We start from the raw sequence: 25,936 nt of genomic DNA, 5'->3' as shown, positions 1-25,936 counted from the left end.
GATGTGGTAAAACTATTCGGCAAAAAAACAGGTGGCAAGCGGCACATTTCAAATATAATCAGTGTGCACCATTTGCCGCTTGTCAATCCAGGATGGAATTTTTATAGTTTCCCAATTCGTTACCCCCTTGTTCTTTTGCGGAGATTTCCTTTTGAATCCGTCTTGCAAACTGAATCTGCTTTTTCAGGATCGTGTCGGTGTCGTGGCCGATATCTCCAGTCGTCTCGCCGATCGAGCGATGAACATCGTTTCCATGGAGGTGGAACGGAAAAACGAGCTGGCCGATATTTACCTGGAGGTGGATCCGGGTTCTTGTGCCATCTCCAGTCAGGATATCCTGGAAACCCTTTCCGGTCTGGACGGTCTGCAATCCATTCGAGCCATTCAGACCCTGCCCAACGAAAACCGCCAGAACACTTTCCATACGGTACTGGACAACATCAGTGACGGCATCGTTTCCATTGACGAGCACGGCAGAATCACCACCATCAATCAATTGGCCCGCACCATATTAAACTGTGGAGACAAAGATTTGATCGGCCGGCGATTCGATGCCGCGGTGGGTACAGAAACGGCACTGCTGCAATGCCTGGACGGAAAACCGTATACCCGCCTCAGGCGAAGCGTCTCCACAGATAAAGGGAAATTCGAATTTTTCACCAGTGCCCGCCCGATCGTCGATTCCAGCGGCCGAATTATTGGTGCGGTGGAAATCATGAAAGACCTCAAAGCGATCAAGGCCATGGTGGAAGAGGTCGTCCAACCGGAAAAGATATCCTTTGACGCCTTCGTGGGCAACACCGTTTCGGTCAAGCAGGTCATCGCCTTTGCCCGGAAAATCGCTTCCACCGATTCCATCGTATCCATCCGTGGCGAAAGTGGTACCGGCAAGGAACTGTTCGCCCGGGCAATCCATACCGAAAGCATGCGTAGCGGCCCTTTTATCCCCGTCAACTGCGCGGCCATTCCCGACACACTGCTGGAAAGCGAGTTGTTCGGTTATGAAAGCGGTGCCTTTACCGGTGCGGAAAAAAACGGCCGAACCGGTCTGTTCGAACAGGCCAGCGGCGGCACCCTGTTTCTCGATGAGATCGGTGAACTTCCGCCAGGCCCGCAAGCCAAAATCCTGCGTGCCATTCAGGAAAAGCAGATCCGCCGGATCGGGGGGACAAACCAGATCGATGTCGATGCTCGCATCATCACCGCCACCAACCGCAACCTTGAGCAACTGGTGGAAAAGGGGGCATTCCGGCAGGATCTTTACTATCGCATCAACGTTTTGCCCATCCATTTGCCGCCACTGAAAAACCGGCCTGACGATATTCCGATTCTGGCCGAACACTTTCTCTTTCAAATCAACTGCAAACTGGGCGGCGCCCTCCAGCGACTATCTGAAGATGCGATACAGAAACTGGTCCATCACCACTGGCCGGGCAATGTCAGAGAACTGAAAAACGTGATCGAACGGGCCGCCATTTTGTGCGACCAGTCGGTGATCGGTACGGAATCGATTCTTTTCGGATTTGAGTTGGCGGTGCATCCGGCCGCTACCGTCGATGGTATGGCATCCTCTGTCGGCAGCGGCCATCTGTCCCGTCAGCTGGCGGACCTGGAACGACGGATCATCAAAAACGCCCTGGCTTCGGCAAAAAGTATTCGTCAAGCTGCGATCCGGCTGGGAATCTCCCACACCGCCCTGCGTAACAAGATCAGAAAACACGGCCTCTGAAGTTGGGCGGCGGTCACAGGTCACGCCACGGGCCGGAGCGCCTATTGTTCAAGCCCAAGCCAGTGGCAGACCCGTTTTTTCATCTCGGTATGATCCAGTTTATTGCCCGATATTGACATCAGTCCCAATCGTAGCGAAATCCTCTCTTCGTCACCCCATGGCCACCACGCCACATAGAGAACTATCCCGTCGATCGGATCGGTGGTGAACACTTTTTGTCCTGGAATGATACCGAAACCGGCCTGGAAAAAATCGCGAAGGGGCGCCTCGGCCTCATAAATGGTGGAAAAATCCCACTTATTGGCAAACTCCAACGCCAAGGGCAATTCGACCATGATTTCATCTTTGCTGTCAATAACGGTCAAGGCCAGATTGAACTCTTTGTCCCAGCGCCAGGGGCAATTTTGCGGGATATTGAGACTGACACGTCGGCTGATGGTTTTGAATTCGTCCAGATCGGCTGGTGACATGCGTTTCCTTTTCGTTGTGCAAAGGACCAAAATCCAATATGAGGTTCCAACGGGTAACCGGGCGGTGTGGCGTTCACTGCTTTTTCGGCAACTCAAGCATTATCTTGAATGCTATAGACTTTAAGATAATATTTTTGGCAAGGCCAGAGGGAGGAAGCCGTATGGTAATACTGCGACGACCGATAACGCAGTCCAAAAACATTATCTTAAAGTCTGTCTATAAAGCAAAGGGGACGTCATTGACAATAGTCGGTATCAACGAAGCTTTTACTTTGCCAGCAAAAACAGTTGACAGCAAGTACCATTTTATATCAAGTTGCGAACGTTTTGCGATCAACAAAATCCGGATGGTTTTGCCGATCCGGTTTTTCTCTATAGTATTTAAGATAATGTTTTTGGCAAGGCCAGAGGGAGGAAGTCGTATTGTAATACTGCGACGACCGATAACGCAGCCCAAAAACATTATCTTGAATGCTATATAATCAGTTATCAGTGCATCGTTGATTCCAAGTTGGCACCTGAATTTGCAGTTCAACAGTAGCCCAAAAGGAGCATCCATGAATCCCTTTCGCCTGTTCGTCCTGAGCCTGATGTTGTCTTTCCTTGCCTCCCTCGGCATGCTTTCGGCTGCCAATGCGGCAAAATCGATCCATTTGACGTACAGTATTTTCTTTCCGTCTACCCATGGTCAATGTCTGGCTGGAATGGCGTGGGCCGAAGAGATCGAACGCCTTACCGGCGGTAAGGTCAAAATCACCGTTTTTCCGGGAGGCACGCTCACCAAGGCCAATCAATGTTATGATGGTGTGGTCAAGGGGATTTCCGATATCGGCATGTCCTGTTTCGCCTATACCCGCGGACGATTCCTGGTAATGGAAGCGCTGGACCTGCCGTTGGGATATCCAGACGGCATGACCGCCACACGTGTGGCCAATACGTTTTACAACCAGTTCAAACCAAACGAAATGGATGACGTCAAGGTCCTTTATCTTCACGCCCACGGTCCCGGCTTGCTGCATACCCGCAAGCCGGTCAGCACCCTGGCCGATCTGTCCAGTTTGAAAATTCGCTCCACAGGCCTCAGCGCGAAAGTCGTTGAAGCCCTTGGCGGCGTTCCCGTGGCCATGCCCCAGGGCGCCACCTATGAATCCCTTCAGAAAGGCGTGGTTGAAGGAACATTCGGCCCCATCGAGGTTCTCAAGGGCTGGCGCCAGGCCGAAGTGATCAAGTATACCACCGACTGCCATAACGTGGGCTATACCACCGCCATGTTTGTCGTCATGAACCGATCCAAATGGGATTCCCTGGATCCGGAAATTCAGAATATTTTCGACACTACCAGCCGGAAATGGATCGATGTGCATGGAAAACGCTGGGACCAGAATGATCAGGAAGGCCGTGATTATTCGGTCAGCCTGGGCAACGCGGTCCTGCCCCTAAGCAAGGAAGAGAGCCATGCCTGGAAAGAAAAAGTACGCCCCATTATCGATGATTACATCGTTGCTGCAACGGACAAAGGCCTGGATGGTCGCATGTATGTCGAGATGCTGACAAAGGCGGTCGGGGGTCAGAACTGATATCGAGGAAAAAATCGGTGAAGGATGGTTTCGTGAACCGGATTGAACAGGTGGTAGAACGGCTGGCCGCTTTTTTCAATGGCATCGCCATGATCGCCGTGGTGGCGATGATGACACTGACCTGTCTGGATGTGCTGTTGCGCCTTTTCCGTCACCCCATTCCGGGGGCCTACGAAGTGGTGGGCATGCTGGGGGCGATTTTTATCTCCTTCTCCCTGGCGCGGACTTCTGTGGATCAGGGGCATATCGCGGTTGATTTTCTCGTCCAACGGCTCTCCCGCAGACTACGTTATGCGGTTGAAGCCCTCAACGCCGGTATCTGCGCCCTGCTTTTTTCGGTGATCTGCCGCCAATGCATCCTTTTCGCCCGGGACCTGAAGGCCAGCGGGGAAGTCTCCATGACCCTGCAGATGCCGGTTCATCCGTTTGTTTATGGGATCGCCGCGGGATGTGCCATGCTGGCGATCGTCCTTTACGTGAATTGTGCGGTCTGGTCCCTTAAAGCGATAAATCCTGTTACGGCAAGGAATCCTGAGTGCACCTAACCGCAGCCCCGCCCTGCTTGTTGGCAGCCCCGCTGTGACCCACAAAAGGAGCGCATGATGAGCCCCACCATGGCCGGCATTGCCGGCCTCGTTTTGTTGTTCGTCCTGATTTTCACAAAAATGCCCGTCGGTTTTCTGATGGCCCTTCTGGGCGTCAGCGGTTTTGGTTATCTGGTATCCGCTGACGCGGCGCTCAGTCTCGCGGCCAAGGACCTGCTCGATGTTTTCGGATCCTACAACCTGACGGTGATTCCGCTTTTTATCCTCATGGGCCAAATCGCCTTCCATTCCGGGATCAGCAGCCGGCTGTTCAAGGTGGCTTACACCTTCATCGGTCATTGGCCCGGTGGGATGGCCGTTGCCACTCTGGGTGCCTGCACCGGTTTTTCGGCCATCTGCGGTTCCACCAATGCCACGGCGGCAACCATGGCGGCGGTAACCCTGCCGGAAATGAAAAAATATCACTACCACGACAGCCTGGCCACGGGTGTGGTGGCGGCCGGTGGCAGCCTGGGCATCCTCATTCCGCCCAGCGTGGTGTTCATTATTTATGGGATCATGACCGAACAATCCATCGGGGAGCTGTTCATGGCCGGTATTGTTCCGGGGATCCTGCTGACGGTGCTGTTTGTTCTGGCGGTGGTGATCTGGTCCAGCCTGAAACCGGAACTGGCCCCCAGGGGCCCCCGGACCACCCTCAAAGAGAAAATGGCCTCCCTTTCCGGACTCCTGGAAACCCTGCTGCTCTTCGCCATGGTCATGGGCGGACTTTTTTTCGGGATTTTTACGCCGACCGAAGCCGGTGCCATCGGTGCCATGGGTACCCTTATCATCGCCGCTGTCAGGCGCAACATTACCTTTCGGGGGCTTATCCAGGCCCTTTCCGAAACCACACGGATCTCATGCATGGTGCTGGTCATTGTGGCCGGTGCCACAATCTTCGGCCATTTTCTGGCCATTACGCGAATCCCTTTCGACGTGGCCAACTGGGTTACCGGTTTCAACCTGCCCGCCTCTGTCGTGATGGCTTTGATCATTGTCGTCTACCTGCTGGGCGGGTGCTTTATCGATTCCCTGGCCCTTATCATGCTGACCGTTCCTATTTTCTATCCGGTGATCGTTTCCATGGGATTCGATCCCATGTGGTTTGGCGTAATTATTGTTCTGGTCACTCAGATCGGTGTCATTACCCCGCCGGTCGGCGTCAATGTATACGTGGTCAGCGGGGTGGCGCGCACAGTCCCCCTGGAAACCATTTTTAAAGGCGTTATCCCCATGCTGGTGGCCCTGATCCTTGGTGTGGGGATCATGATCCCCTTCCCCCAGATTGCGCTTTTCCTGCCGGGATTGATGAAATAAAAAAGCGTTCGGTTGATCCATCAACCGGTCGCTTTGTATGTGCTCGGTAAAAAACGAATCATCCGTCAAATGATTTGGCGACGCGTCCCGACTCGCCGTTTTCGAAAATCAGTGTCTTGGGTACCCGCTTTTGATCGTATTCGATTTTGCCATGGGAGATACTTCCCGGTTCCAGCACACTGTCCAGGGTTTCGCTGCTGTGGCAGGGGATCCGCTGGCCCGACCGGTCAATCAGCGTGAAATGGTCGGGATGGGTGGTAATAATCTGCTGGCTGATGTTTTTTACCCAGACATATAGTGCGCCGCCGCCCATATCATGCACGGCCATCTCCGCAATGCCGTTACCGGTGTATTGCCGAAGCATTTTATTTCGCTTCTCGCGGGATTTCTCCCAGGCGATGCGTTGTTTTTCCTTTGCGGATAGTCGGGCACGCACATGCCTGGTTTTTGCCTGTCTGGCCATTCGATTATTGTAGTAGGCCACTTTTTTCTGGTAACGGGCATTCTGCGGGTCCAAATCAAGCAATTGGCGGTACAGTTTCAAGTTCAGCGCGGCATTTGCGGCGGGAACCGGTTTTACCGCTTTCTCGAGCGCAATGATTTTTTCTCTTCTCTCAGCCTCCGCCTTTTGCGCGGCAGCGGCGGTCCGCTCCTTTTCAAGCCGGTCCCGCTCGGCCTCCTCGGACAGGCGTTTGCGCTCGTTTTCCTCGCTTGTCCAGCGTGCGCTCGGGTCCTCGCCAACGGCCACGACCCGTCCATTTTCTAATGCCACGGCCGTACAAAGGGCTTCCGTCAATGGCGCACCGGACAATCCGGACGATTGGGTCTGGTAATATACCACTTTGCGCTCATTGCTGATATCATGGCTGAAATCCGGCGGCCCCAACCGTTTCAAAATCGATTCAAGTGTATCCCCGGCTTGGATGGTGTTGAGCCCGTCCACATTTTTCTTGATTTCCAGATGGGCGCATCCCATCAGAATGACGACGATAGCACAAGTCATTACCCCGATTCGCATGGCACGACCCTCCTTCATTTCTCCCGTCGGAGTATTTCTTAAAATTATGTATTGTTCCGTTCAACAATGGGTTGTACAAACTGAATTTCCGAATCCCAGGGAAACAGAATCCAGGTGTCCTGACTCACCTCGGTCATGAAGGTGTCCACCAGTGGACGACCGGCCGGTTTGGCGTAAATCGTGGCGAAATGGGCCTTGGGAACCATTTTGCGAACCAGTCGGGCGGTTTTGCCCGTATCCACCAGATCATCGACCAATAGCCAGCCTGTACCATCACCGGAAGTGGGTTTGAGCACCTGGATTTCTCCCTGATCGCGACCAGCGTAGCTCGCGATACAGATCGTGTCAACCAGTCGGATTTCCAGTTCTCGGGCGATGATGGCGGCCGGGACGAGCCCTCCCCGGGTAATGGCGATGATTCCCTGCCAGGGGCCCATTTCATGCAGACGCCAGGACAGTGCGCGGGCGTCACGGTGCAGCTGTTCCCAAGAGATGGGATAGGTGCGGTGGTAAACATTTTTTGTCGCGTCGGTCATGGTATGGTTCAATTTCCTTTGATGACTCGGTTTTGATCCAAAGGGGTACCCTCCCAGGCGTGAGACATGACCATCAGCAGATCTTCACGGTCCAGTTCTTCGGGATTGTAAAAAATGGAGCCATCGTTCAATGCGTTGTCGGCGATATCCGATAGCCGTTCGATCGGTACCTGGGCACTGCCGTCCGGACCGGTCACTTCCTTGAAACAGCGGGCGTGACGGCCACCGGTTTTCCGGTGCAGCCGCTGGTTCAACTGCCGGATGGCCGCCACCACCTGCCTTTCCCGAAGATGCACCGGTGTCCGGGCCACCACCTGCGCGCCGGCCAGTGGAAAAAGGAGTTCAGCGATCCAGTGAGCGCATTTGTGCATGTTGTATTCCAGCCCATAGGGAAGCAGGATCGCCATACAGGTGCCGTGGGGTACCCCGCAGACAGCGCCGACCGCATGGCCCAGGGTGTGCACCATCCCCACCATGGAATTGGAGAAGGCCATACCGGCCAGGTGGGCGCCCAGGGCCAGGGCCAGGCGACCGTCCGCATTGTCCGGCTGGTCTACCACGGGCAGAAGATTCTGGCCAATCAATTCAATGGCCATCAATGCATGGGCGTCGCTAAGGGGGTTTTTGGCCAGGCAGATATAGGCCTCCACGGCATGGCTCAGGGCATCCATGGCCGTGGCCGCCGTGATTGCCGGCGGCAGGCTCAGGGTCATCCGCGGATCAAGAATCGCCACATCCGGCAGCAAAAACGGTGAATTGAAGATGATTTCCCGTTTCTGCACATGATCTTTGATCATGGTCACCCGCGTCGCTTCGGAGCCGGTTCCGGCGGTGGTGGGGATGGCGATCAGGGGGCGCAGTGGCCGGGTCAGTTTCCCGGCGCCTTCAAAGGCTTTCAGATTATCGCCATTTTCGGAAACGAGGATATTGACCCCTTTGGCCGTGTCCATTACCGATCCCCCGCCCACGGCCAGAATGGCATCACACCGGTTTTCCCGGTAGACGCCGGCCAGATGCCCAACCACCGCCAAATCGGAATCCGGCGGGACCGTATCATCCATGGCCCCGATCTCCACCGCCGGTCCCATGGCGGATTTTAGCACATCCACAATACCGGCTCCGGTAACGCCCTTATCGGTGATGATCATCGGACGCCTGACATTCAGATCGCCAAGCAGTTGCGGGATCTGCTCCAAGACTTGATGACCGGCCGCGGTTCTTACCGGACAGAAAAATTCGTAGTACCCCGGTATCGTCATGCATCAATCCTTGCGGGGTCATCCACCAGACAAATCCCTTTTTGGGCACGAGCAACCATCTGTTTCACGGCATCGTCCTGAAGTGCGGCGCTATCGGTGGACAGTATCCGATTGAGTTGGGCCTCGCTGATTCCGGCATCCGCCAATGAAGTGGGAACCGGCAGGGCCATCTCGGCATTAAGGGATTCGAAAAATTCCCAGATCCGGGCGGTTGCCCGGGCCGCCTTCAATTCATCGGCTGTCAGCGCGTGGACTTCACTGCCGGCAATGGGATCGAGCAGACGGCCAACCGCCTGCGGTTTCACGCTCGCTGCGATTTCGAGCAGATGGGGCAGCAGGGTTGCCATCAGAAAACCTTCGGGAAGTGATGTCGCCGCTTTTAAACGCAGACTCAGGCCGTGGCAAATCCCCGGTTCAGCCGCATAAAACGCAATGCCGGCCGCCACCTGACCGTTGACCAGCCCTTGCAGGCAACGCCGTCGCTCAGCCCCGTTGCTGTGCAGCACCACCGGCAGGTTTTCCACGATCAAGCCAATGGCGGCAATGGCGTAGGCATGGCCGGGCGGTCCGATGGAATCTTCCAGGAAGGCCTCGACAGCATGCACCAGCGCCACCAGCGCAGCATTGACGATCGCGCGTTCATCGGACAGATGCATCATTTCCGGATCGATAAAAACAACCGATGGAACCAGTTCCGCAGAGGCCAGGCGCTGCTTCCCGTCGCTGGCGTAGCCGGTCGCCTCGTCCCCGTTACCGCCCGGTACGGCCACCAGCATCAATGGACGCAGACGGTCACGGTCCCTTTTTCCGTTAAACGGATCCGCCGGTACGACCAGGTTGAGGCATTTGGCCGCATCCACGACGGCTCCGCTGCCCACGGCAACCAGGCTGTCACAGTTCCCGTCACGGAACATTTGGGTGAGAAGCGGAATCAGATCCGCTTCCGGACGATCAGCAAGTCGATCATAGATACCCAGGGTCAGGCCGGACGTCTTGAACGCATTGACCACCTTGGCCAGACGAGGCCGATCGATCTGCTCCGGGCTCGCCAGGATCAACGGTGCCCGGGCACCATGGACGGACAGTTCAAAGGGCAGATGGTCCAAGGCATGACTGCCGCAATTGATTTTAAGGGGAGAGAAAAAAGAAAACGCTTCAGCCAATGCGTCCCCTCCTTGCTGGTAAAGTCACGCTTCCGATCAGGCCTACACCCCCAGAACGGCACGCAAATAAATCAGGATGCGCCCGCCGTATTTGCGAAGAGGCGACCAATTCGGATAGCGCCGAACCGCCAGGCGGGCCAGTGCCTTGGGGAGCAGGAAGGTCTCCACCACGTCCAGTATACGTACGACGCTGCAGGCAATACCAATATCGCCGTCAACGATCAAGCGGTTTCGGGCCACGGCAGTGGTGGTGGCTTCCCGGAATGTGAAGAGCAGCATGGCCGCTTCGATATTCTTGATGGTCAGTTTGACGTCGATGAGGCGGTCGGTGGTGTCACCTCCCCAGTAGCGAATTTTACCCCGCCGGTCCTTGCCCACGATCATGGCCGGGCCGTCCGGCGCGACTCCCAGGGAAAAAGTCAATCCCTCGGGAAGGGCGGCACAGATCTGGCGGACGTCACGGTCCACCCTTGGCCCCGCCTCAACGGCCCGGCCGACAAACCAGAACAACACGCTCAGATAGAGCCGCTTCAGCCGTTTGCCCTTGGGACGGGTCAGTTTGAAATGCGCGATCCGGGAATCGGTGTGGCGTTCCCATTTGGGCTCGATGCCCAGTCGTGAGAGGATTTTCTTCGTCGGGATTCCCAGCAGGTCGTATCCGCGCAACCGGTAGTAGTCGTCCAGCATGGACTGCAGCGGAACCGTGCGGCCTTCGGGATCGTCGCCGCGCGCCTGGGTCAGCATCCGTTGCGGAAGGGTGTCGTCCTTGCGCGAAATGCCATCACCGGTATTCATCAGACGTTCCAGCACATGGATGCGGGCACCGGCGGAAAGAAGCTGCCACTGGTTCAGTTTTTCACCGGTGACCGACCGCCAGAGCGCCGAATAGACACTGACATCGGTGAGTCCGATGGCGAGCCACGGCAGGTACCGCATGATCCAGCGAAGGAGCCAGGCAGGGGTGTATTTCACCACCGGCGGCTCCAGCGTGTAAGCGAAGGCGGTAAACTGGCAGGTGACCAGGGAGTTGACCGCGGCATAGAGGTTTTCGAAAAATCGGACAAATCGGGCCTTGCCGCGGGGAGTATACGGATCGAGCAGGCCAAAGGTCACCTCCAGGGCAAACATGCCCGCAGAGAGGTGGCAGGCACCGCGATTGGCCACGGCATAGGCCAATCCCTGTCCCCACGAGCCCCGGGGATCATAGGCCGGCACTTCCAGTCCCTTGACATGGATGGCAAAATCGCTGCCGCCGTACCTTTCGGCAAGGCACCGGGTGCCATCGGCCATCTGATCGCCCCAGCCGTTACGGTGGGCCATGTCGTCCAGGGCCTGGTGGAGGCCGTCAACACTGCCGAACTTCAGTTCGGTTTGGATCAGCCCCTTTTCACCGGCCTCCATACACCAGGCCAGGACCGCTCCCGCTGAAATGGTATCCAGGCCCAGCAGGCCGCATCGCTCGTTGAGCCGAGCAATGGCATCCGGCTCGAAGATTCCCAGGTTGGGCCCCAGAAGGCCGAGGCTTTCATATTCCGGAACCTGGCAGGTGGTCCCGTCGGGCAGGGTCCCTTTGTGGCCACACATAATCGAGCAGGGTTTGCAAGTCCGCGGGCGACTGTTGTAGCGCTGGCGCATGGTTTCACCGGAGACCTGATCCGCCTGCGGGTGGCTTCCCCGGCTGAAATTGCGTACCGGCAGAATACCGGCGGCGTTACACCACTTGACGTGGCTGGCCGTCCCGAAATGGCGGTAGTCATCGGCTGTCGTTGGGTTCCTGGCAATGTAGGCGGACGCCCGTTTTTTGGCTTTGACAAAACGTTTCGGATCGGCGGGAACGATCTTGCAATGTTTGCCCCGGGCAACGATGGCCTTGAGATTTTTGGCGCCCATCACCGCGCCCACGCCACCACGCCCCACAAACCGGTGACCGGAGGCAACGTTGGCAAATCGCACACCGTTCTCACCGGCCGGTCCGATGGCCAGGACGCCGGCCTTTCCTTCCGGGTTGACCCGCTGCTGGGTGTCTTGGGTATTCAGTCCCCACAAATGGCTGCCGTTCGAGATTCTGGCCCCGTCTTCATCCACTACCACAACCACCGGCGAGGTCGCCTTGCCGGTAATCAGCAGGCCGTCGTAACCGGCGGTTTTGTAAGCCATGCCGAAAGGGCCGCCACAGGAGGCGCTGAGCATGATGCCGGTAAGCGGCGATTTGGTGACCACGCTAAAGCGCCCGCTGCACGGCGCACCCGTGCCCATGAGCACGCCCATCATGAAAGCCAGCCAGTTCTCCTCACCCAGCGGCTCGGCCCCTTGCTGAATCCGCTCGTAGAGCAGTTTCAGCCCAAGGCCCTTACCGCCCAGGTACTGTCTGCGATCGTTCTCGGTCACCTCGAATTCGTCAATCTCCGACGTCGACAGATTGATTTCGATGATGCGATTGCTGGTTCCGACAATGGTGCTCATCGGATAACATCCATCTTCAGCATAGGGAGAGCACTTTTTCGACCAGCTTTTCGATACCGATGGCCACATCCTTAATGCCGGGCCCAAGCATGTAGGCCGGTGTGGTCACCAGCCGGTTGGCTTCATCCACACAGATCTGGTCAACCCGGCATTCCTTGTGCGTGCCGCCCATGGCCTGGATCGCCGCTGCCGTGCCCACATCATTGCCGATGGTGACCTGGGGCGAATGGCTTCCCAGGGCACGGGTCAGGGTGGCCGGGGCAATGCAGATCGCCCCAATGGGTTTGGATTTGGCAACCATCTCATCGAGCAGGCGCTGTACGTCGGGATGAACCGTTGCCTCCGGTCCGTTTACAGCGAAGTCGCTGAGGTTTTTTGCCGCACCGAACCCACCGGGAATGATCAGAGCATCGATATCATCCGCACCAACGGCGGCCACACCCTTGATTTCGCCCCTGGCGATACGCGCCGATTCGACCAGGACATTCCGCGATTCTTCACTGGGCGTCTGGGTCAGGTGATCGATCACATGCAACTGCTCTGCATCCGGTGCCATGCACTGAACCGTCGCACCGGCCCGGTCCAAAAAAAGCAGGGTCAACACCGCTTCATGGATTTCCGAACCGTCGAACACCCCGCAACCGGAAAGCAGCACTCCAACGTTATGGGTCATGTCACAATCCTTTCAACTAAGTACATGTTTATCTAAAACAAAAAAGGGGTTTCCCGTACAAAACCTGATCAATCTGACGATGGGTATGAACATTACAAAAAACATTATCTTAAACACTATAGAAAGCGTGAAGGTGGATGAATTATACGGGCGTGGCTTGAAAAGTCGCTTTGATCATAATAAAGAGGAACAGGCCTGTCAATGGATTGCGTAAAAGCAGGCCAGCCAATGCAAAGGAGAAAAAGGTGACCCCCATTATTTCCAATCGTATCGAGAAAACCAGAGCCGCACTGGCGAAAAACGATTTGGATGGCCTGATGGTTTCCGTTCAGGAAAACCGCTTTTACCTGAGTGGTTTTACCGGTGAGGATACCCAGTTTGACGAATCCGCCGGTGTGCTGATCATCACCCCTACCCGTCTGGTGCTGGCCACGGACAGCCGTTACGACCTGCAGGCCAAAAGCGAAGCCGCCGGGTATGAGGTTGTCATTTATAAAAAAGGCCTTGAGCAGGAACTGCCCGGAATTGCCGATTCGCTGGGCATCCGTCGGATGGGGTTTGAAAGCGCGCGCTTGTCCCACAAGCAGTACGCCGCGTTTGCCAAGGCCCTCAACACCGTGAGTCCGCCGATGGAACTGGTGCCGACGGAAAACCTGATTGAAAATCTGCGCAAAATCAAAAGCGACGATGAGGTGGCGCGCACGGTGAGCGCCCTGCGGTTGGCCGAGAAGGCATTCGTGCAGGTACTGGACGGTCTTCGACCGGGATTGACCGAAAAGCAGGTGGCCTGGTCCATGGAAAAGGCCATGCGCGAAGCCGGTGCCCAGGGCCTATCCTTCCCGGTAATCGTCGCCTCGGGTCCCAACAGCGCCCTGCCCCACGCCATTCCCACGGATCGGCCACTGAGCACCGGTGAGCCGATCCTTTTCGACTGGGGGGCCCGCCTTAACGAATATTGTTCCGACACCACCCGTACCGTGGTCATGGGTCAGCCGGATGACCGGTTCAGAAAAGTGTTCGATACCGTGGTCACCGCCCGTGACAAGGCCACTGCCGCCATCCGTGCCGGCGCCAGCGGCATGGATGTAGACCGGGTCGCCAGGGATTATATCCACAGCAGCGGATTCGTCGACCGATTCGGACACAGTTTGGGGCATGGCACCGGCCTGGCCGTCCATGAATCACCGCGCTTGAGTCCCATCAAGGATGAACGCCTGGAGACCGGCATGATCGTCACCGTGGAACCGGGAATCTACCTGCCCGGATGGGGAGGCATCCGCATGGAAAACCAGGTCGTGGTCGCTGAGGACGGTGCCCGGGTACTCAACGACCCGGCCCCCTTTGATCCGATCCTGAAGATTTAATCCATGGTGGCGGGTGGCGATTACGACCAGCGGGTGGAACAGTACCTGGCCTTTCTGACCGTTGAAAAAGGGCTCAGCAAAAAAACCATTTCCGCATACACGACGGATTTGGTGCGTTTCGGCCGGTTTATTGAGCAGCAACAAATCGCTTCGGTTGGCCGCATCGACACCGCCATGGTTCTGAAATACCTGATCGAGCTTCGCCAAGCTGGGTTGGGTGCCCGTTCCCGGGCCCGGCACCTGGTCAGCCTGCGGGGTTTTTTCAAGTTTCTGACCCAAGAAAAAATCATCGATCAAAATCCGGCCCAGCGGATCGATCTACCCAAGACCGGCCTGCAGCTTCCCGATGTGCTGACGGTGGCCGACGTGGAGGCCCTGTTGAGCGCGCCGGACTCCGCCAAACCCGAGGGGCTGCGCGACACCGCCATGCTCGAGATGCTTTACGGCGCCGGGTTGCGGGTTTCCGAGCTGATCGGGATGGAAATCAACGCCGTCAACCTGGACGCCGGTTTCGTGCGCGTGTTCGGCAAGGGGTCCAGAGAACGGATCGTTCCGGTCGGCCGGGTGGCCCTGGCGGCAATCCGCAACTATCTGGCGCATGCCAGGCCGGTATTGCTCAAAGCGCGAACCTGCAGCGCGCTGTTTGTCACCCGGCGGGGCAGTGCCATGACCCGCCAGGGATTCTGGTATCTGATCGGCCGCTATGGGCGCCAATGCGGGTTAAAGCAAAAGATTACCCCTCACAGCCTAAGGCACTCTTTTGCTACCCATTTACTGGAAGGCGGCGCTGATCTGCGGGCGGTTCAGATGATGCTGGGCCACGCCGATATCGCCACCACCCAGATTTATACACATGTGGCTCAAAGGCAGCTGCTGGCCGCCCATAAAAAATATCATCCACGAGGATAGATCACACCCATGTTGAACGATCAACTGATTCATCTGAAAAGTTGGTTTCACACTTACAGTCACGATTTTCTGACCGGTGACGCGGAGGCGGACGGACCGCATACGCTTAAAATCGACCATACGGCACGGGTCTGTGAAAACATCTGCCATTTGGCCCGGTCCATCGGCATGACCGAGCGGCAGCAGCGCATGGCCGAGGCCGTGGGGCTTTTTCACGATGTGGGCCGTTTTGAGCAATACCAACGATTTGGCACCTTCAATGATCATAAGTCCGTAAACCACGCGGCATTGGGCGTAAAGGTACTGGAAACCGCCAACGTTCTTGACCGGCTGGACGGCGATCGTCGGGCACTGCTCCTGGATGCCATCCGCTTCCACAACGCCCCGGCCCTGCCCGGCAACAAACCGGCGGAAACCACGCTGTTCATGCGCCTGATCCGGGATGCCGACAAGCTGGACATCTGGAAGGTTTTTGCCGACTATTATCGGCACGACCAGGTTCCCGAACCGGCCATCGTCCAGTACCTGGCCGATACCCCGGCTTGCTCGGACGCCATCATCGATGCCATCGGCCAGCACCGCATGGCCAAGTTTCAGCATATGCGGAGCATCAACGATTTTAAATTGCTGCAACTCAGCTGGGTGTTCGACATTCAGTTTATAGAGACCCTGGTTCAGGCGGGAAAGCGTGGTGACCTGCGTGTGATTGCCGATTCACTACCGGATAATGCGGCCGTGCAAGGCGCGGTGTCAGTGGTGATGGCGAAGGTGGCCTCGGCAACCCCATGAACTGGGGGCAAACCGTCTGCCGTCGTCGCCTTTTAGCAGACTGTTCGGGCATCGGCTTGACAGGGGCGCCCAGGTTGGCTAATGAGCGGACCACAGCGTAAAGAATGACGGATTCGTAAGAAGCCCGTTAAAAAATGATTCCCATAGGACGCGCAAATGATCAATTACGGCTGCTGGAAAGCGGAGCGTCAACTGCCGGGGACCGGAAACGCCGCATGGCGTCAGGCCCTTCGTGATCTTTCCAGACCGCTTTTTGTGGTTGACGTCGGCGGCATGCCAGGTGTGGTGCAGGATGGTATCGCCACGCTGTCAGCGCAATCCACCGGTGACCCGGACACCTATCCCTTGTTGGGCTGGTTGCCGGTCTTTTCACCGGCGTCGCTCGGTGACCCGGGCTTCAAAGCCGATCATGGACTCAAATTCGCCTACATCTGCGGTGCCATGGCCAACGGCATCACCTCCACGGCCATGGTGGAGGCTGCCGGACGGGCCGGTATGATCGGTTTTTTCGGTGCCGGCGGACTCTCCATCGACCAAATCGAGGCGGCCATTGACACCCTGCAGGCGCATCTCGGCAATATTCCCCATGGTTTCAACCTGATCCACAGCCCGAACGACATGGCCCTGGAACAGAAAACCGTGGACCTTTACATCGCCAAAGGCGTTCGCCTGGTTTCGGCCTCCGCCTATCTGGACCTGACCACCCCCCTGGTGCAATTTCGCCTGCATGGCATTCATCGTGATGCAGAGGGACGGATTGTCTGCCCCAACCGAATCATTGCCAAGGTTTCCCGCGAAGAGGTGGCCCGCAAGTTTTTTTCGCCACCTGCGGAAAAGCACCTGCAGCGCCTGCTCGAAAACGGCAACATCACCGCTGAACAGGCGGAACTGGCGCGAAAGATCCCCATGGCCCAGGACCTGACTGCCGAAGCCGACTCGGGCGGACACACCGACAATCGCCCGGCGCTTTGTCTTTTCCCCACCCTCACGGCCCTGCGGGATGAAATCGCCGCGCAGCATGCCTTTGATGTCCCTCTCCGGGTCGGGCTTGCCGGTGGCATCGCCACCCCCGAATCGGCAGCTGCGGCCTTTGCCATGGGGGCAGCCTGGATTTTGACCGGTTCGATCAACCAGTCCTGCGTCGAAGCGGACACTTCGCCATTGGTTAAAAAAATGCTGGCCGAAGCCCGTCAGGCCGATATCACCATGGCCCCGGCAGCGGACATGTTCGAGATGGGCGTCAAGGTCCAGGTGCTCAAACGGGGAACCATGTTTTCCATGCGGGGAGCCAAATTATATGAGATCTATCGGACTTACGACCGTTTTGACGAAGTGCCGCAGGACCAGCGCAAACTGGTCGAGGGCTCGTTTTTGAAATGCACGTTTGAACAGGAATGGGCCAACACGCGCACCTTTTTCATGCAGCGCGATCAAAGCCAGGTCGAACGGGCGGAAAAAGATCCCAAGCATCAAATGGCGCTGGTGTTCAGGTCCTATCTGGGGCGGGCCTCCCTGTGGGCCAAGCATGGTGCCGCCGACCGGGCCATCGATTACCAGATCTGGTGCGGACCGGCCATGGGTGCTTTCAATGAGTGGGTCAATGGCAGTTACCTGGAAGCGCCGGAAAAGCGCACCACTGTCGGTGTGGCCATAAACCTGCTTTACGGTGCCGCGGTGATGACCCGCCTGGCCGGTTTAAAAAACCAGGGCATCCGTATCCCGTCGATTTACCGGCTTCTCGATCCTGTCAACGAGGAAGACATTCAACGCTTGACGGTCTCGTAAAAAGCGGCTTGCCTCGTTTTTCCGGGAAATCCCCATGTTCAAGAAGTCTTCATTCAGACGGCTATCCACGCAACCGCTGAACCAACCGGCCGGCGAGGGCGGAAAGGTTGAGCATGTGGACGCCCGGATGCGCATAAAAAGAATTTGTTTCTGCCGCATCCCCATGGATGAGGGTTTCTTCGATTCTCTGGGTCAGATACCGCCGATTTTCCACGGTCTCTTGCTGTACGTCCACAATTTGCTGAACCAGGTATCGAAAACCGATGACTGCCTTCGGGCCACTTTCCGGCAATGCATGAAAAAAGACCCGTATGTAATCCATGGCAGCCCGATACTGCTCCGTCGCCCCTTTGGATCCATTGGTCTTCAGATCTAAAAATCCCCATCTTTTCAGCCATGGGGTTAAATCCTCAATCACCTGCTGGCTTTCGGCAACGCTCAGTTTCAGGTGGGAAAGCAGATGCCCACCCAGAAAAACCTTGAACAAATCCTTGTAAACATACTGGCGCGCATAGCCCGACTGCATGCCACCCAGCGGATCCGGTGGCAGAAACGATCTTGACCAACGCTTCCAGCGGGCCAGGTTGATTTCAAGTTTTTCGGAGATTTCCCGATTGGTATAGTAATGAATCATGGAGATTAGCCTGTCATGTTGTTATATCGATCTAACAAGTAAAATCATCCATGTCAATCTCTTGTAATTTAACGGTCAATGATCTATATTTGGCCCCTGATTCATCATCCGGGTGGCTGCCATGCAACAAAAAACGTTTTGAAAGGGGCGTCCCCCTGCCCAACCCCATTACCCTAACCCGATCTTAATATTTTGAAATGAAAAAAGAAAAAAAGCCTGCGCATCCGTTGATCGCTATTATTGGCATGGGTGGCATGTTTGCCCAATCGGAAAATCTGAAGGCCTATTGGCGGACCCTTGTCAACGGGATTGACTGTATCAGCGATCCGCCGGCCAGCCACGGTCAACTGAACGCCTGCTTCGATCCAGACCCCAAACGGCAGGACCATATCTACTGCAAGCGAGGTGGGTTTCTGCCGACCCTGCCGTTTGACCCGACCGAATTCGGAATCCCCCCGGCGGCCATCGAGGCCACCGACACCTCCCAGTTGTTAGGACTCGTCGGTGCCAAAATGGCCCTTCAGGATGCGGGGTATGGGGACAATCGCGAATTCGATCGACAGGGCACATCGGTCATTCTCGGCGTCACTGGCACCCAGGAACTCGTCATTTCGCTGGGATCGCGGCTGGGACACCCCTTCTGGCGCAGGGCCCTTGACAACAAAGGCCTCAGCGACCAGCAGAAATTCGATATTATCAGTGAAATTTCAGATAGTTACGTCCCCTGGCAGGAAAGCTCCTTTCCCGGACTGCTGGGCAATGTGGTCGCGGGCCGGATCTGCAATCGACTGAACCTTGGCGGCACCAACTGCGTCGTGGATGCGGCTTGCGCCAGCAGCCTCAGCGCCATCCATCTATCCCTGATGGAGCTGCATACCGGCAAAAGCAACATGGCGGTAACCGGCGGTGTCGATACACTCAACGATATTTTCATGCACATGTGTTTTTCCAAAACCGGGGTGCTTTCCCACAGTGGGGATGCACGGCCGTTTTCCAGCCAGGCCGATGGCACCGTGCTTGGCGAGGGGATCGGCATCCTGGTGCTCAAACGCCTCGCCGATGCCGAACGGGATGGAGACCGCATTTACGCCGTGATTCGCGGGATCGGTTCCGCCAGCGACGGAAAATCCCAAAGCATTTACGCCCCCCTGTCCGATGGTCAGGCACGGGCCCTGACGGAGGCGTACCACAATGCCGGCATTGGGCCCGAGACCGTCGATCTCATCGAAGCCCATGGCACCGGCACCCGGGTGGGCGACGGGGTGGAGTTCAGTGCCTTAAGGGACGTGTTCAGCAAAATTTCCAATGGGCATCGCTGTGCCCTGGGATCGGTCAAATCGATGATCGGGCACGCCAAGGCGGCGGCGGGTGCTGCCGGAATGATCAAAGCCACCCTGGCCCTCTACCATAAAGTGATGCCGCCAACACTGAAAGTCGGCACACCTGATCCGAAGCTGGATATCGAGAACAGCCCGTTTTACCTCAACACCACCGCCCGTCCCTGGTTCAAAGCCAACGGCCATCCGCGACGCAGCGGCGTCAGCGCCTTCGGGTTCGGCGGCAGCAACTTTCACGTGGTGCTCGAAGAGTACCAGCCTGAAAAATGCGAAGTCGCCTGGGACGGCTCCGTCGAACTACTGGCTTTTTCCGGCGCCGATCATCGCTCGATTGCCGACCATCTGACCGAGTTTGCCAACCAATTTGCCGATGCCACCGACCCGGTGTGGCCCAGCCGGGCGGCAAGGCGGTTGCGCGCCGATTTCAACCCCGATCACCCGTACCGGCTGGTGCTGGTTGTGGACTGCCGCCAGGACCATAAAACCATTGTGGATCAATTAAAATCGGCCGTGGATACGGTCGGCATTGGTCGTACCGTCCTATCCCCCCCTCAAGGTCTCTATTATGTGGCCGGCGACAGGACTGCCGGAAAACTCGCTTTCCTGTTTCCCGGCCAGGGGAGCCAGTATCCCGATATGGGCAGGGATCTGACCAACCGTTTCCCGGAAGCCATGACGGCTGTCCAGGCAGCCAGCGACGCGTTCGACCACGACCCTCCGCTCTGGGCGATGATCTTTCCGCAGCCGGCCCTTTCCGATGCCCGGCACCAGCAGCAGGCCGACGCCCTGCGCCGCACGGACGTGGCCCAACCGGCCATTGGGGCGATCAGTCTGGCCATGCTGTCCGTTCTGGATACTTTCGGGGTTAAACCGGATGTCACTTGCGGCCACAGTTACGGGGAACTGCCGGCCCTGCACGCCGCGGGATGGATCGACCGGGAAACCCTCTTACGCCTCAGCACACTTCGAGGGCGATTGATGGCCGAGGCCGGCAGTAACAAGGATGCGGGAACCATGCTGGCCGTACGGGCACCCATCAATGCCCTCGAGAAACTGGCGGCAAGCCTTCCCGGTGTGGTCCTGGCCAACCTCAACAGTCCTGAGCAGGGGGTGCTTTCCGGCTCGAAAAAAGCCATTGAAGCAGCAGCAGAAGCCTGTAAGCAAAAAGGCTACAAAAGCATTTTGCTGCCCGTGGCCGCCGCTTTTCACAGCCCCTTGGTCCAGGGGGCCCAGGCGCCGTTTTCTGAAGCGGTGGCAAAAGCCTCGTTTTCACCAACAGCGATACCCGTGTATGCCAACCTGACGGCGTCACCCTACCCTGAGGATCCGTCCCAGGCGGCCGATTTGCTTGGGCGGCAGCTCACCTCGCCGGTCCGTTTCCAACAGACGATTGAAAACCTGTATGCCGCCGGCGTGCGTTCATTCATCGAGGTCGGCCCCAAAGCCGTGCTCTCCGGACTGGTACGTGCAACCCTAAAAACAGACGACATATCGGTCATTGCTCTGGACCGTCTGGCCGGAAAAGATACGGGCATGCTTGACCTTGCCCACACCATCGGACAACTGGCCGCGCTTGGCGGCAAACCGGAACTGACTCGTTGGGAACGCGCGCTTCCTGAACAGCGCCCGCACAAGATGGTCATCCCCTTGTCAGGCGCCAACTACCGATCTTCCCGGCCGTCACCACCAGTATCGCCAGCGCCAAAACCCGCTGACCCGATTGAAACCAAACCGCTCGTTCGGGCGAACGTGGCCCCTGTCCAGGCCCGCTCAAACACCCCCATCAACAGCCCTACTTCAACGAAAAACGCCATGCCACAAAAAACACCCAACGACCATCCGTCCACCACGCCGGCGACCCCTCGTCAGCCCGCCGCCGCCGGAATGGACGACGCCCTGGCCATTGTCCGCAAGGGACTGGAATCGATCCAGTCCCTCCATCAGCAGACCGCTCAGACCCATCAGAAATTTCTCGAGACCCAGGCCCAGGCCGGTCGCACCCTTGAAGCGATGATGAACAGCACGCGCATCTTCGTTGAATCCGCCATGGGAGGGGGAATTCCGGCAACACCGGATCAACCGATGTTTCCTCAAGCCGATCGCCAGCCGGTTGCCGCCTTAACACCGGCTACGCCCAATCCGGCGACGCCAGTACCGCAACAGGCAGCGCCTGCCAGGGCGGTCGCATCACCGGTGGTGTCCAGTCCTCCCGTTGCCGCTTCACCGTCTGGAGAAAAAGAGACTCCCCCTGAAACCGGTGACGGACCTGCAGATGCCATTGCATCCACGCTCATCAAAATCGTTGCTGAACTGACCGGCTATCCCGAAGAGATGCTGGGGCTGGAGATGGATATCGAGGCCGACCTGGGCATCGACTCCATCAAGCGCGTGGAAATCCTTTCGGCCATGGAAGAACGCATGCCCCACCTCCCCCAGGTCACCCCGGACATGGTCGGAACCCTGAAAACCCTCGGACAGATCGGTGACTTTCTGGCCGCCGGAGGGAAATTGGATAAAACGGGCCCGGTGCCGGCGGCGGTGCGAAACGATGCCCTGAATCCGTCTTCTGCAGCTGACGAAGCCGCTATTCAATCCACGCTCATCAAAATCGTTGCTGAACTGACCGGCTATCCCGAAGAGATGCTGGGGCTGGAGATGGATATCGAGGCCGACCTGGGCATCGACTCCATCAAGCGCGTGGAGATCCTTTCGGCCATGGAAGAACGCATGCCCCACCTCCCCCAAGTCACCCCGGACATGGTCGGAACCCTGAAAACCCTCGGACAGATCGGTGACTTTCTGGCCGCCGGAGGGCCATCGGATCAAGCGGGCCCGCCGGCGGCGGTGCGAAACGATACCCTGAATCCGTCTTCTGCAGTTGACGAAGCCGCTATTCAATCCACGCTCATCAAAATCGTTGCCGAGTTGACCGGTTATCCCGAAGAGATGCTGGGGCTGGAGATGGATATCGAGGCCGACCTGGGCATCGACTCCATCAAGCGCGTGGAGATCCTTTCGGCCATGGAAGAGCGCATGCCCCACCTCCCCCAGGTCACCCCGGACATGGTCGGAACCCTGAAAACCCTCGGACAGATCGGTGATTTTCTGGCCGGCACACCTGCCGAATCTGAAACTTCCTGCAAGCCCCCTGAAACGGTCCCGCCGGCCGTATCCAAGGCACCTCCCGCGGAGACGGTCATCTCCCGTCAGATCGTCGATATCGTCAGTGCACCCAAGATGCCGGGACGTCCGTTTAGCATGGATAGCGATCGCACGGTGGTGGTGGTTCATGGCGGCACGGATCTGGCCGCCGCACTGGTCGAACAGTTCCATGGCAAAGGTATCCCGGCACGCGCGATCATGGCCGAAACAGTCACCGGACCGGAACCGTTCGACGAGGCGGGCGGGGTCATCCTCTGCCCGGATGTGCCCCCGGAGGCCGCTTTTATGGCCGCAAAAAACAGCGCCCAGGCACTGCTCTCCGCATCCCAGACAGGCGATGCGCTCTTTGCGGCCATCACCGCCATGGACGGGGCCTTTGGATTTACCGGCAATGCCTTCCCCCGTCCCGAGCAGGGCGCCCTTCCGGGTCTGGCCAAGACAGCCGGATTGGAATGGGAGGCCGTTCACTGCCGGGCCATTGATCTTTCTGCAACAATCGCCGCCGACACCAGCGCCGCCGCCTGTCTGGTGGTCGACGAATTGACGACGCTTTCGGCAACGGACCCCATAGAGATCGGGCTGTGGCAGGACCGCCGGATCACGCTGACGACAGTGCCTGCAGAAATACCCGAAGGATCCATAACCCTGAACAATCAGGATGTCGTGGTGGTCACCGGTGGTGCCCGCGGGGTGACGGCGGCCTGCGCCCTGGCCCTGGCCCGTTCCACAGGTGCCTGCATGGCGCTTGTCGGCCGGTCCGCAGCCCCGGCTCAGATTCCCGACTGGCTCAAGGGCATCGAGGATGAAGCGGGCATGAAAAAGGCCATTTCCGTTCACGGATTTGCCGGATTACGTCCCACCCCCAAGGAACTGGAAACAGCCTACCGCAGTTACGCGGCCAGCCGTGCCATCACGGGCACCCTTGAGGCGATGCAGCAAGCCGGCGTCAAAACGGCCTATTTCAGTGCCGATGTCACCCATCCGGCAAGCCTTCAAAATGCCCTTGATGCGATTCGCAGTCAGATGGGCCCCATCACCGCGATCATCCACGGTGCCGGTGTGCTTCACGACCGTTTGATCGGGGATAAAACCCTGAATCAGTTCCGTGACGTGTACAACACCAAGGTGGCGGGATTACAAAACCTGTTGTCCGCCACAAAAAACGATGATCTCAAGTATCTGACTCTCTTTTCATCGGTCAGTGCCCGTACAGGCAATACCGGCCAGTGTGACTATGCCATGGCCAACGAGGTGCTCAACAAAATGGCCCGCCTGGAAGCCCAGCAGCGCAGCGACTGTCGGGTCACGGCCATCAACTGGGGACCGTGGGATGGCGGGATGGTCACGACGTCGCTGAAAAAAGCCTTTGGCGACATGCAGATTGCCCTGATCCCTGTGGAAACCGGCGCCCGGATGATGGTGGCTGAGATGAAAAATGCCGAAGCCAGTCCCGTGGAAGTGATCATCGGCAGCATGCTGACCACTGAAATGGAAAATACCGAGTTGGCCTCACCGTCGCCGCTGGCACTTTTAGAACGGCGTGAACTGAATATTGAACGCTACCCGGTACTGGCGTCCCATGTCATTGGCGGCCGACCGGTGGTTCCTTTTGCCCTGATCTCCGAGTGGATCGGCCATGGCGCGCTCAAGGAAAACCCTGGGTACGCCCTCCACGGAATCGATGATTTCCGCCTGCTCAGCGGCATTCGCATCGAACAGGGTGATAAACTGGTACGCCTGATGGCCGGCAAAGCCACAAAGAACGGTGATGCCTGGCAGGTTGACGTGGAACTGCGCAACGGTGTGAAAAACGGTAAGGATGTGATCCATTCCAGGGCCAAGGCACTTCTGGTTGACCATTTTCCCGAGGCGCCGACGTTCAGTGGCAACGGTAAAAATGGAAGCCATCCCTACCCTCGTGACCTGAAACAGATTTACGGTGACATCCTGTTCCACGGTGAGCGTCTGCGGGCGATTCAGTCCATCGACGACTATTCCGATCACGGGATGACCGCCCGTCTGGTGGCGGCACCCAAGCCTGAAGCGTGGATGCAAGATCCCATTCACGAGCGCTGGACCGCCGATCCCATGGTGCTGGACGGCGCGTTTCAGATGGCCATTGTGTGGTGTTTCGAGCAGACCGGCAAGGTCTGCCTGCCCAGTTATGCCCGAGCCTACCGCCAGTATCGGTCGGTATTCCCATCTTCCGGGGTCAGTACGGTGATGCAGGTCACCGCCCACCATTCCCGTAAAATGGTGGCCGATTTCACCTTCCTGGACGAGGACAACCAAGTGGTCGCCACCCTGAGCGGTTATGAAGCCACCATCGACCAGGCCCTCATGCATGCCTTTAAGAATAACGGGTTACCATCCGTTATCAACGGAGATCACTCATGATCCAGCTTCCCATTAAAAACCGTTCAGAGACCTACCCCGTTCAGCCGACCAAGCTGATCGCGCTGGGCCTGAACTATCGCGCCCACATTGCTGAAAGCGTTTCGATGAAGGTCAAGGGCTTTACCGACGAGGTTCCGTCCGAGCCCCTGCTTTTCCCCAAAACCCCCAACGTGCTAATCGGGCCTGGCGAATCCATCGTTATCCCGAAATTCTTAAAATCATACGGATTCAGAACCCCGCGTACCGATTACGAGGCGGAACTGGCGCTGATCATTGGCACACGCTGCAAGGATGCCTCGGTGGATCAGGCCCTGGAGCATGTTTTCGGATATACCTGCATGAACGATGTCAGCCAGCGCAATCTCCAAAATGGGGACCGTACCGGCTGGTACCGGGGAAAATCGTTGGATACCTTTGGTCCCATCGGCCCGCAGGTGGTGCTGGCCGAGGATGTGCCCGACCCGCAGAACCTTGATATCCGCTGCCGGCTCAACGGCAAAACCGTGCAGGAAAGCAACACCAGCCAGATGATTTTCACAATTCCCGAAATCATCGCCTTTGTTTCCAAAAATTTCACCCTGATGCCCGGAGACATCATCCTTACCGGCACCCCCGCCGGGGTGGGTCCGCTATCTCAAGGGGATGTTGTGGAAGTGGAAATTGAGGGGATTGGTGTGCTGAGAAACAGTGTTATCGACGAAACCAATTAAGACGGATTCGTAAGAAACCCGATATCGGCGTTACGCGTATCCTTCGTCACTGCGGAG

The 25,936-nt window shown here is 57.3% G+C and carries 19 protein-coding genes; 10 read left to right on the top strand and 9 right to left on the bottom strand.

What is annotated here, in order from left to right:
* Positions 1-151 precede the first annotated feature (151 nt).
* On the top strand, positions 152-1,729 hold the full coding sequence (locus GN112_RS02590; RefSeq protein WP_197743243.1) for a sigma 54-interacting transcriptional regulator: 1,578 nt from the start codon (positions 152-154) through the stop codon (positions 1,727-1,729).
* Between the two features lie 41 nt (positions 1,730-1,770).
* Here GN112_RS02590 and GN112_RS02585 read toward each other — a convergent pair whose 3' ends face one another.
* A complete protein-coding gene (locus tag GN112_RS02585) occupies positions 1,771-2,199 on the bottom strand; it encodes a hypothetical protein (protein WP_155308799.1) in 429 nt (142 codons plus the stop codon).
* A gap of 217 nt (positions 2,200-2,416) precedes the next feature.
* Positions 2,417-2,758 carry a hypothetical protein gene (locus tag GN112_RS02580; protein WP_155308798.1) on the bottom strand — a complete coding sequence of 114 codons (342 nt, stop codon included), beginning with the start codon at positions 2,756-2,758 and terminating at the stop codon, positions 2,417-2,419.
* Between GN112_RS02580 and GN112_RS02575 the strand changes: the two genes are divergently transcribed.
* Genes GN112_RS02575 through GN112_RS02565 form a run of 3 tightly spaced genes read left to right on the top strand, consistent with a single transcriptional unit; the run spans position 2,757 to position 5,680 of the window.
* The gene (locus GN112_RS02575; RefSeq protein ID WP_155308797.1) at positions 2,757-3,776 is read left to right on the top strand and encodes a TRAP transporter substrate-binding protein; all 1,020 of its coding nucleotides are present in this window, start codon (positions 2,757-2,759) and stop codon (positions 3,774-3,776) included. The genes GN112_RS02580 and GN112_RS02575 overlap by 2 nt on opposite strands.
* Before the next feature lie 32 nt (positions 3,777-3,808).
* Complete coding sequence (locus GN112_RS02570; RefSeq protein ID WP_155308796.1) at positions 3,809-4,321, top strand: TRAP transporter small permease; 513 nt, start codon at positions 3,809-3,811, stop codon at positions 4,319-4,321.
* Between the two features lie 57 nt (positions 4,322-4,378).
* Positions 4,379-5,680 (top strand): TRAP transporter large permease, encoded by a 1,302-nt coding sequence (locus tag GN112_RS02565; protein WP_155314105.1) that lies wholly within the window; start codon positions 4,379-4,381, stop codon positions 5,678-5,680.
* A gap of 58 nt (positions 5,681-5,738) precedes the next feature.
* Here GN112_RS02565 and GN112_RS02560 read toward each other — a convergent pair whose 3' ends face one another.
* Genes GN112_RS02560 through elbB form a run of 6 tightly spaced genes read right to left on the bottom strand, consistent with a single transcriptional unit; the run spans position 5,739 to position 12,792 of the window.
* The gene (locus GN112_RS02560) at positions 5,739-6,698 is read right to left on the bottom strand and encodes a DUF3192 domain-containing protein (RefSeq protein ID WP_162458743.1); all 960 of its coding nucleotides are present in this window, start codon (positions 6,696-6,698) and stop codon (positions 5,739-5,741) included.
* Positions 6,699-6,742: 44 nt separating this feature from the next.
* Complete coding sequence (gene gpt / locus GN112_RS02555; RefSeq protein ID WP_155308794.1) at positions 6,743-7,234, bottom strand: xanthine phosphoribosyltransferase; 492 nt, start codon at positions 7,232-7,234, stop codon at positions 6,743-6,745.
* An 8-nt stretch (positions 7,235-7,242) separates the two neighbouring features.
* On the bottom strand, positions 7,243-8,493 hold the full coding sequence (locus GN112_RS02550) for an iron-containing alcohol dehydrogenase (protein ID WP_155308793.1): 1,251 nt from the start codon (positions 8,491-8,493) through the stop codon (positions 7,243-7,245).
* The gene (locus GN112_RS02545; RefSeq protein WP_155308792.1) at positions 8,490-9,656 is read right to left on the bottom strand and encodes an iron-containing alcohol dehydrogenase; all 1,167 of its coding nucleotides are present in this window, start codon (positions 9,654-9,656) and stop codon (positions 8,490-8,492) included. The genes GN112_RS02550 and GN112_RS02545 overlap by 4 nt, the downstream gene beginning before the upstream one ends.
* 42 nt (positions 9,657-9,698) lie before the next feature.
* Complete coding sequence (locus GN112_RS02540; protein ID WP_155308791.1) at positions 9,699-12,119, bottom strand: aldehyde ferredoxin oxidoreductase family protein; 2,421 nt, start codon at positions 12,117-12,119, stop codon at positions 9,699-9,701.
* Positions 12,120-12,135: 16 nt separating this feature from the next.
* Positions 12,136-12,792, bottom strand: coding sequence for an isoprenoid biosynthesis glyoxalase ElbB (elbB, locus tag GN112_RS02535; RefSeq protein WP_155308790.1), 657 nt, complete (start codon positions 12,790-12,792; stop codon positions 12,136-12,138).
* A 245-nt stretch (positions 12,793-13,037) separates the two neighbouring features.
* Here elbB and GN112_RS02530 point away from each other — a divergent pair, with 245 nt between their 5' ends.
* The 4 genes from GN112_RS02530 (at position 13,038) to GN112_RS02515 (ending at position 17,639) form a co-directional block, all read left to right on the top strand.
* Entirely contained in the window at positions 13,038-14,156 is a 1,119-nt protein-coding gene (locus GN112_RS02530) for a M24 family metallopeptidase (protein WP_162458742.1), read from the top strand.
* A gap of 3 nt (positions 14,157-14,159) precedes the next feature.
* The gene (gene xerD / locus GN112_RS02525; RefSeq protein ID WP_155308788.1) at positions 14,160-15,065 is read left to right on the top strand and encodes a site-specific tyrosine recombinase XerD; all 906 of its coding nucleotides are present in this window, start codon (positions 14,160-14,162) and stop codon (positions 15,063-15,065) included.
* A 9-nt stretch (positions 15,066-15,074) separates the two neighbouring features.
* Positions 15,075-15,854 (top strand): HD domain-containing protein, encoded by a 780-nt coding sequence (locus GN112_RS02520; protein WP_155308787.1) that lies wholly within the window; start codon positions 15,075-15,077, stop codon positions 15,852-15,854.
* Positions 15,855-16,010: 156 nt separating this feature from the next.
* A complete protein-coding gene (locus GN112_RS02515; protein ID WP_155308786.1) occupies positions 16,011-17,639 on the top strand; it encodes a PfaD family polyunsaturated fatty acid/polyketide biosynthesis protein in 1,629 nt (542 codons plus the stop codon).
* A gap of 61 nt (positions 17,640-17,700) precedes the next feature.
* Here the strand turns inward: GN112_RS02515 and GN112_RS02510 are convergent, their stop codons facing one another.
* The gene (locus GN112_RS02510; RefSeq protein WP_155308785.1) at positions 17,701-18,273 is read right to left on the bottom strand and encodes a hypothetical protein; all 573 of its coding nucleotides are present in this window, start codon (positions 18,271-18,273) and stop codon (positions 17,701-17,703) included.
* A 197-nt stretch (positions 18,274-18,470) separates the two neighbouring features.
* Here GN112_RS02510 and GN112_RS02505 point away from each other — a divergent pair, with 197 nt between their 5' ends.
* The gene (locus GN112_RS02505) at positions 18,471-25,169 is read left to right on the top strand and encodes a type I polyketide synthase (RefSeq protein ID WP_155308784.1); all 6,699 of its coding nucleotides are present in this window, start codon (positions 18,471-18,473) and stop codon (positions 25,167-25,169) included.
* On the top strand, positions 25,166-25,879 hold the full coding sequence (locus GN112_RS02500; RefSeq protein WP_155308783.1) for a fumarylacetoacetate hydrolase family protein: 714 nt from the start codon (positions 25,166-25,168) through the stop codon (positions 25,877-25,879). The genes GN112_RS02505 and GN112_RS02500 overlap by 4 nt, the downstream gene beginning before the upstream one ends.
* The last annotated feature ends 57 nt before the right edge of the window (positions 25,880-25,936 follow it).

It is taken from the genome of Desulfosarcina ovata subsp. ovata (assembly GCF_009689005.1).
GTDB classification, from domain to species: Bacteria; Desulfobacterota; Desulfobacteria; order Desulfobacterales; family Desulfosarcinaceae; genus Desulfosarcina; species Desulfosarcina ovata.
This window is presented reverse-complemented; position numbering and strand designations above follow the sequence as displayed.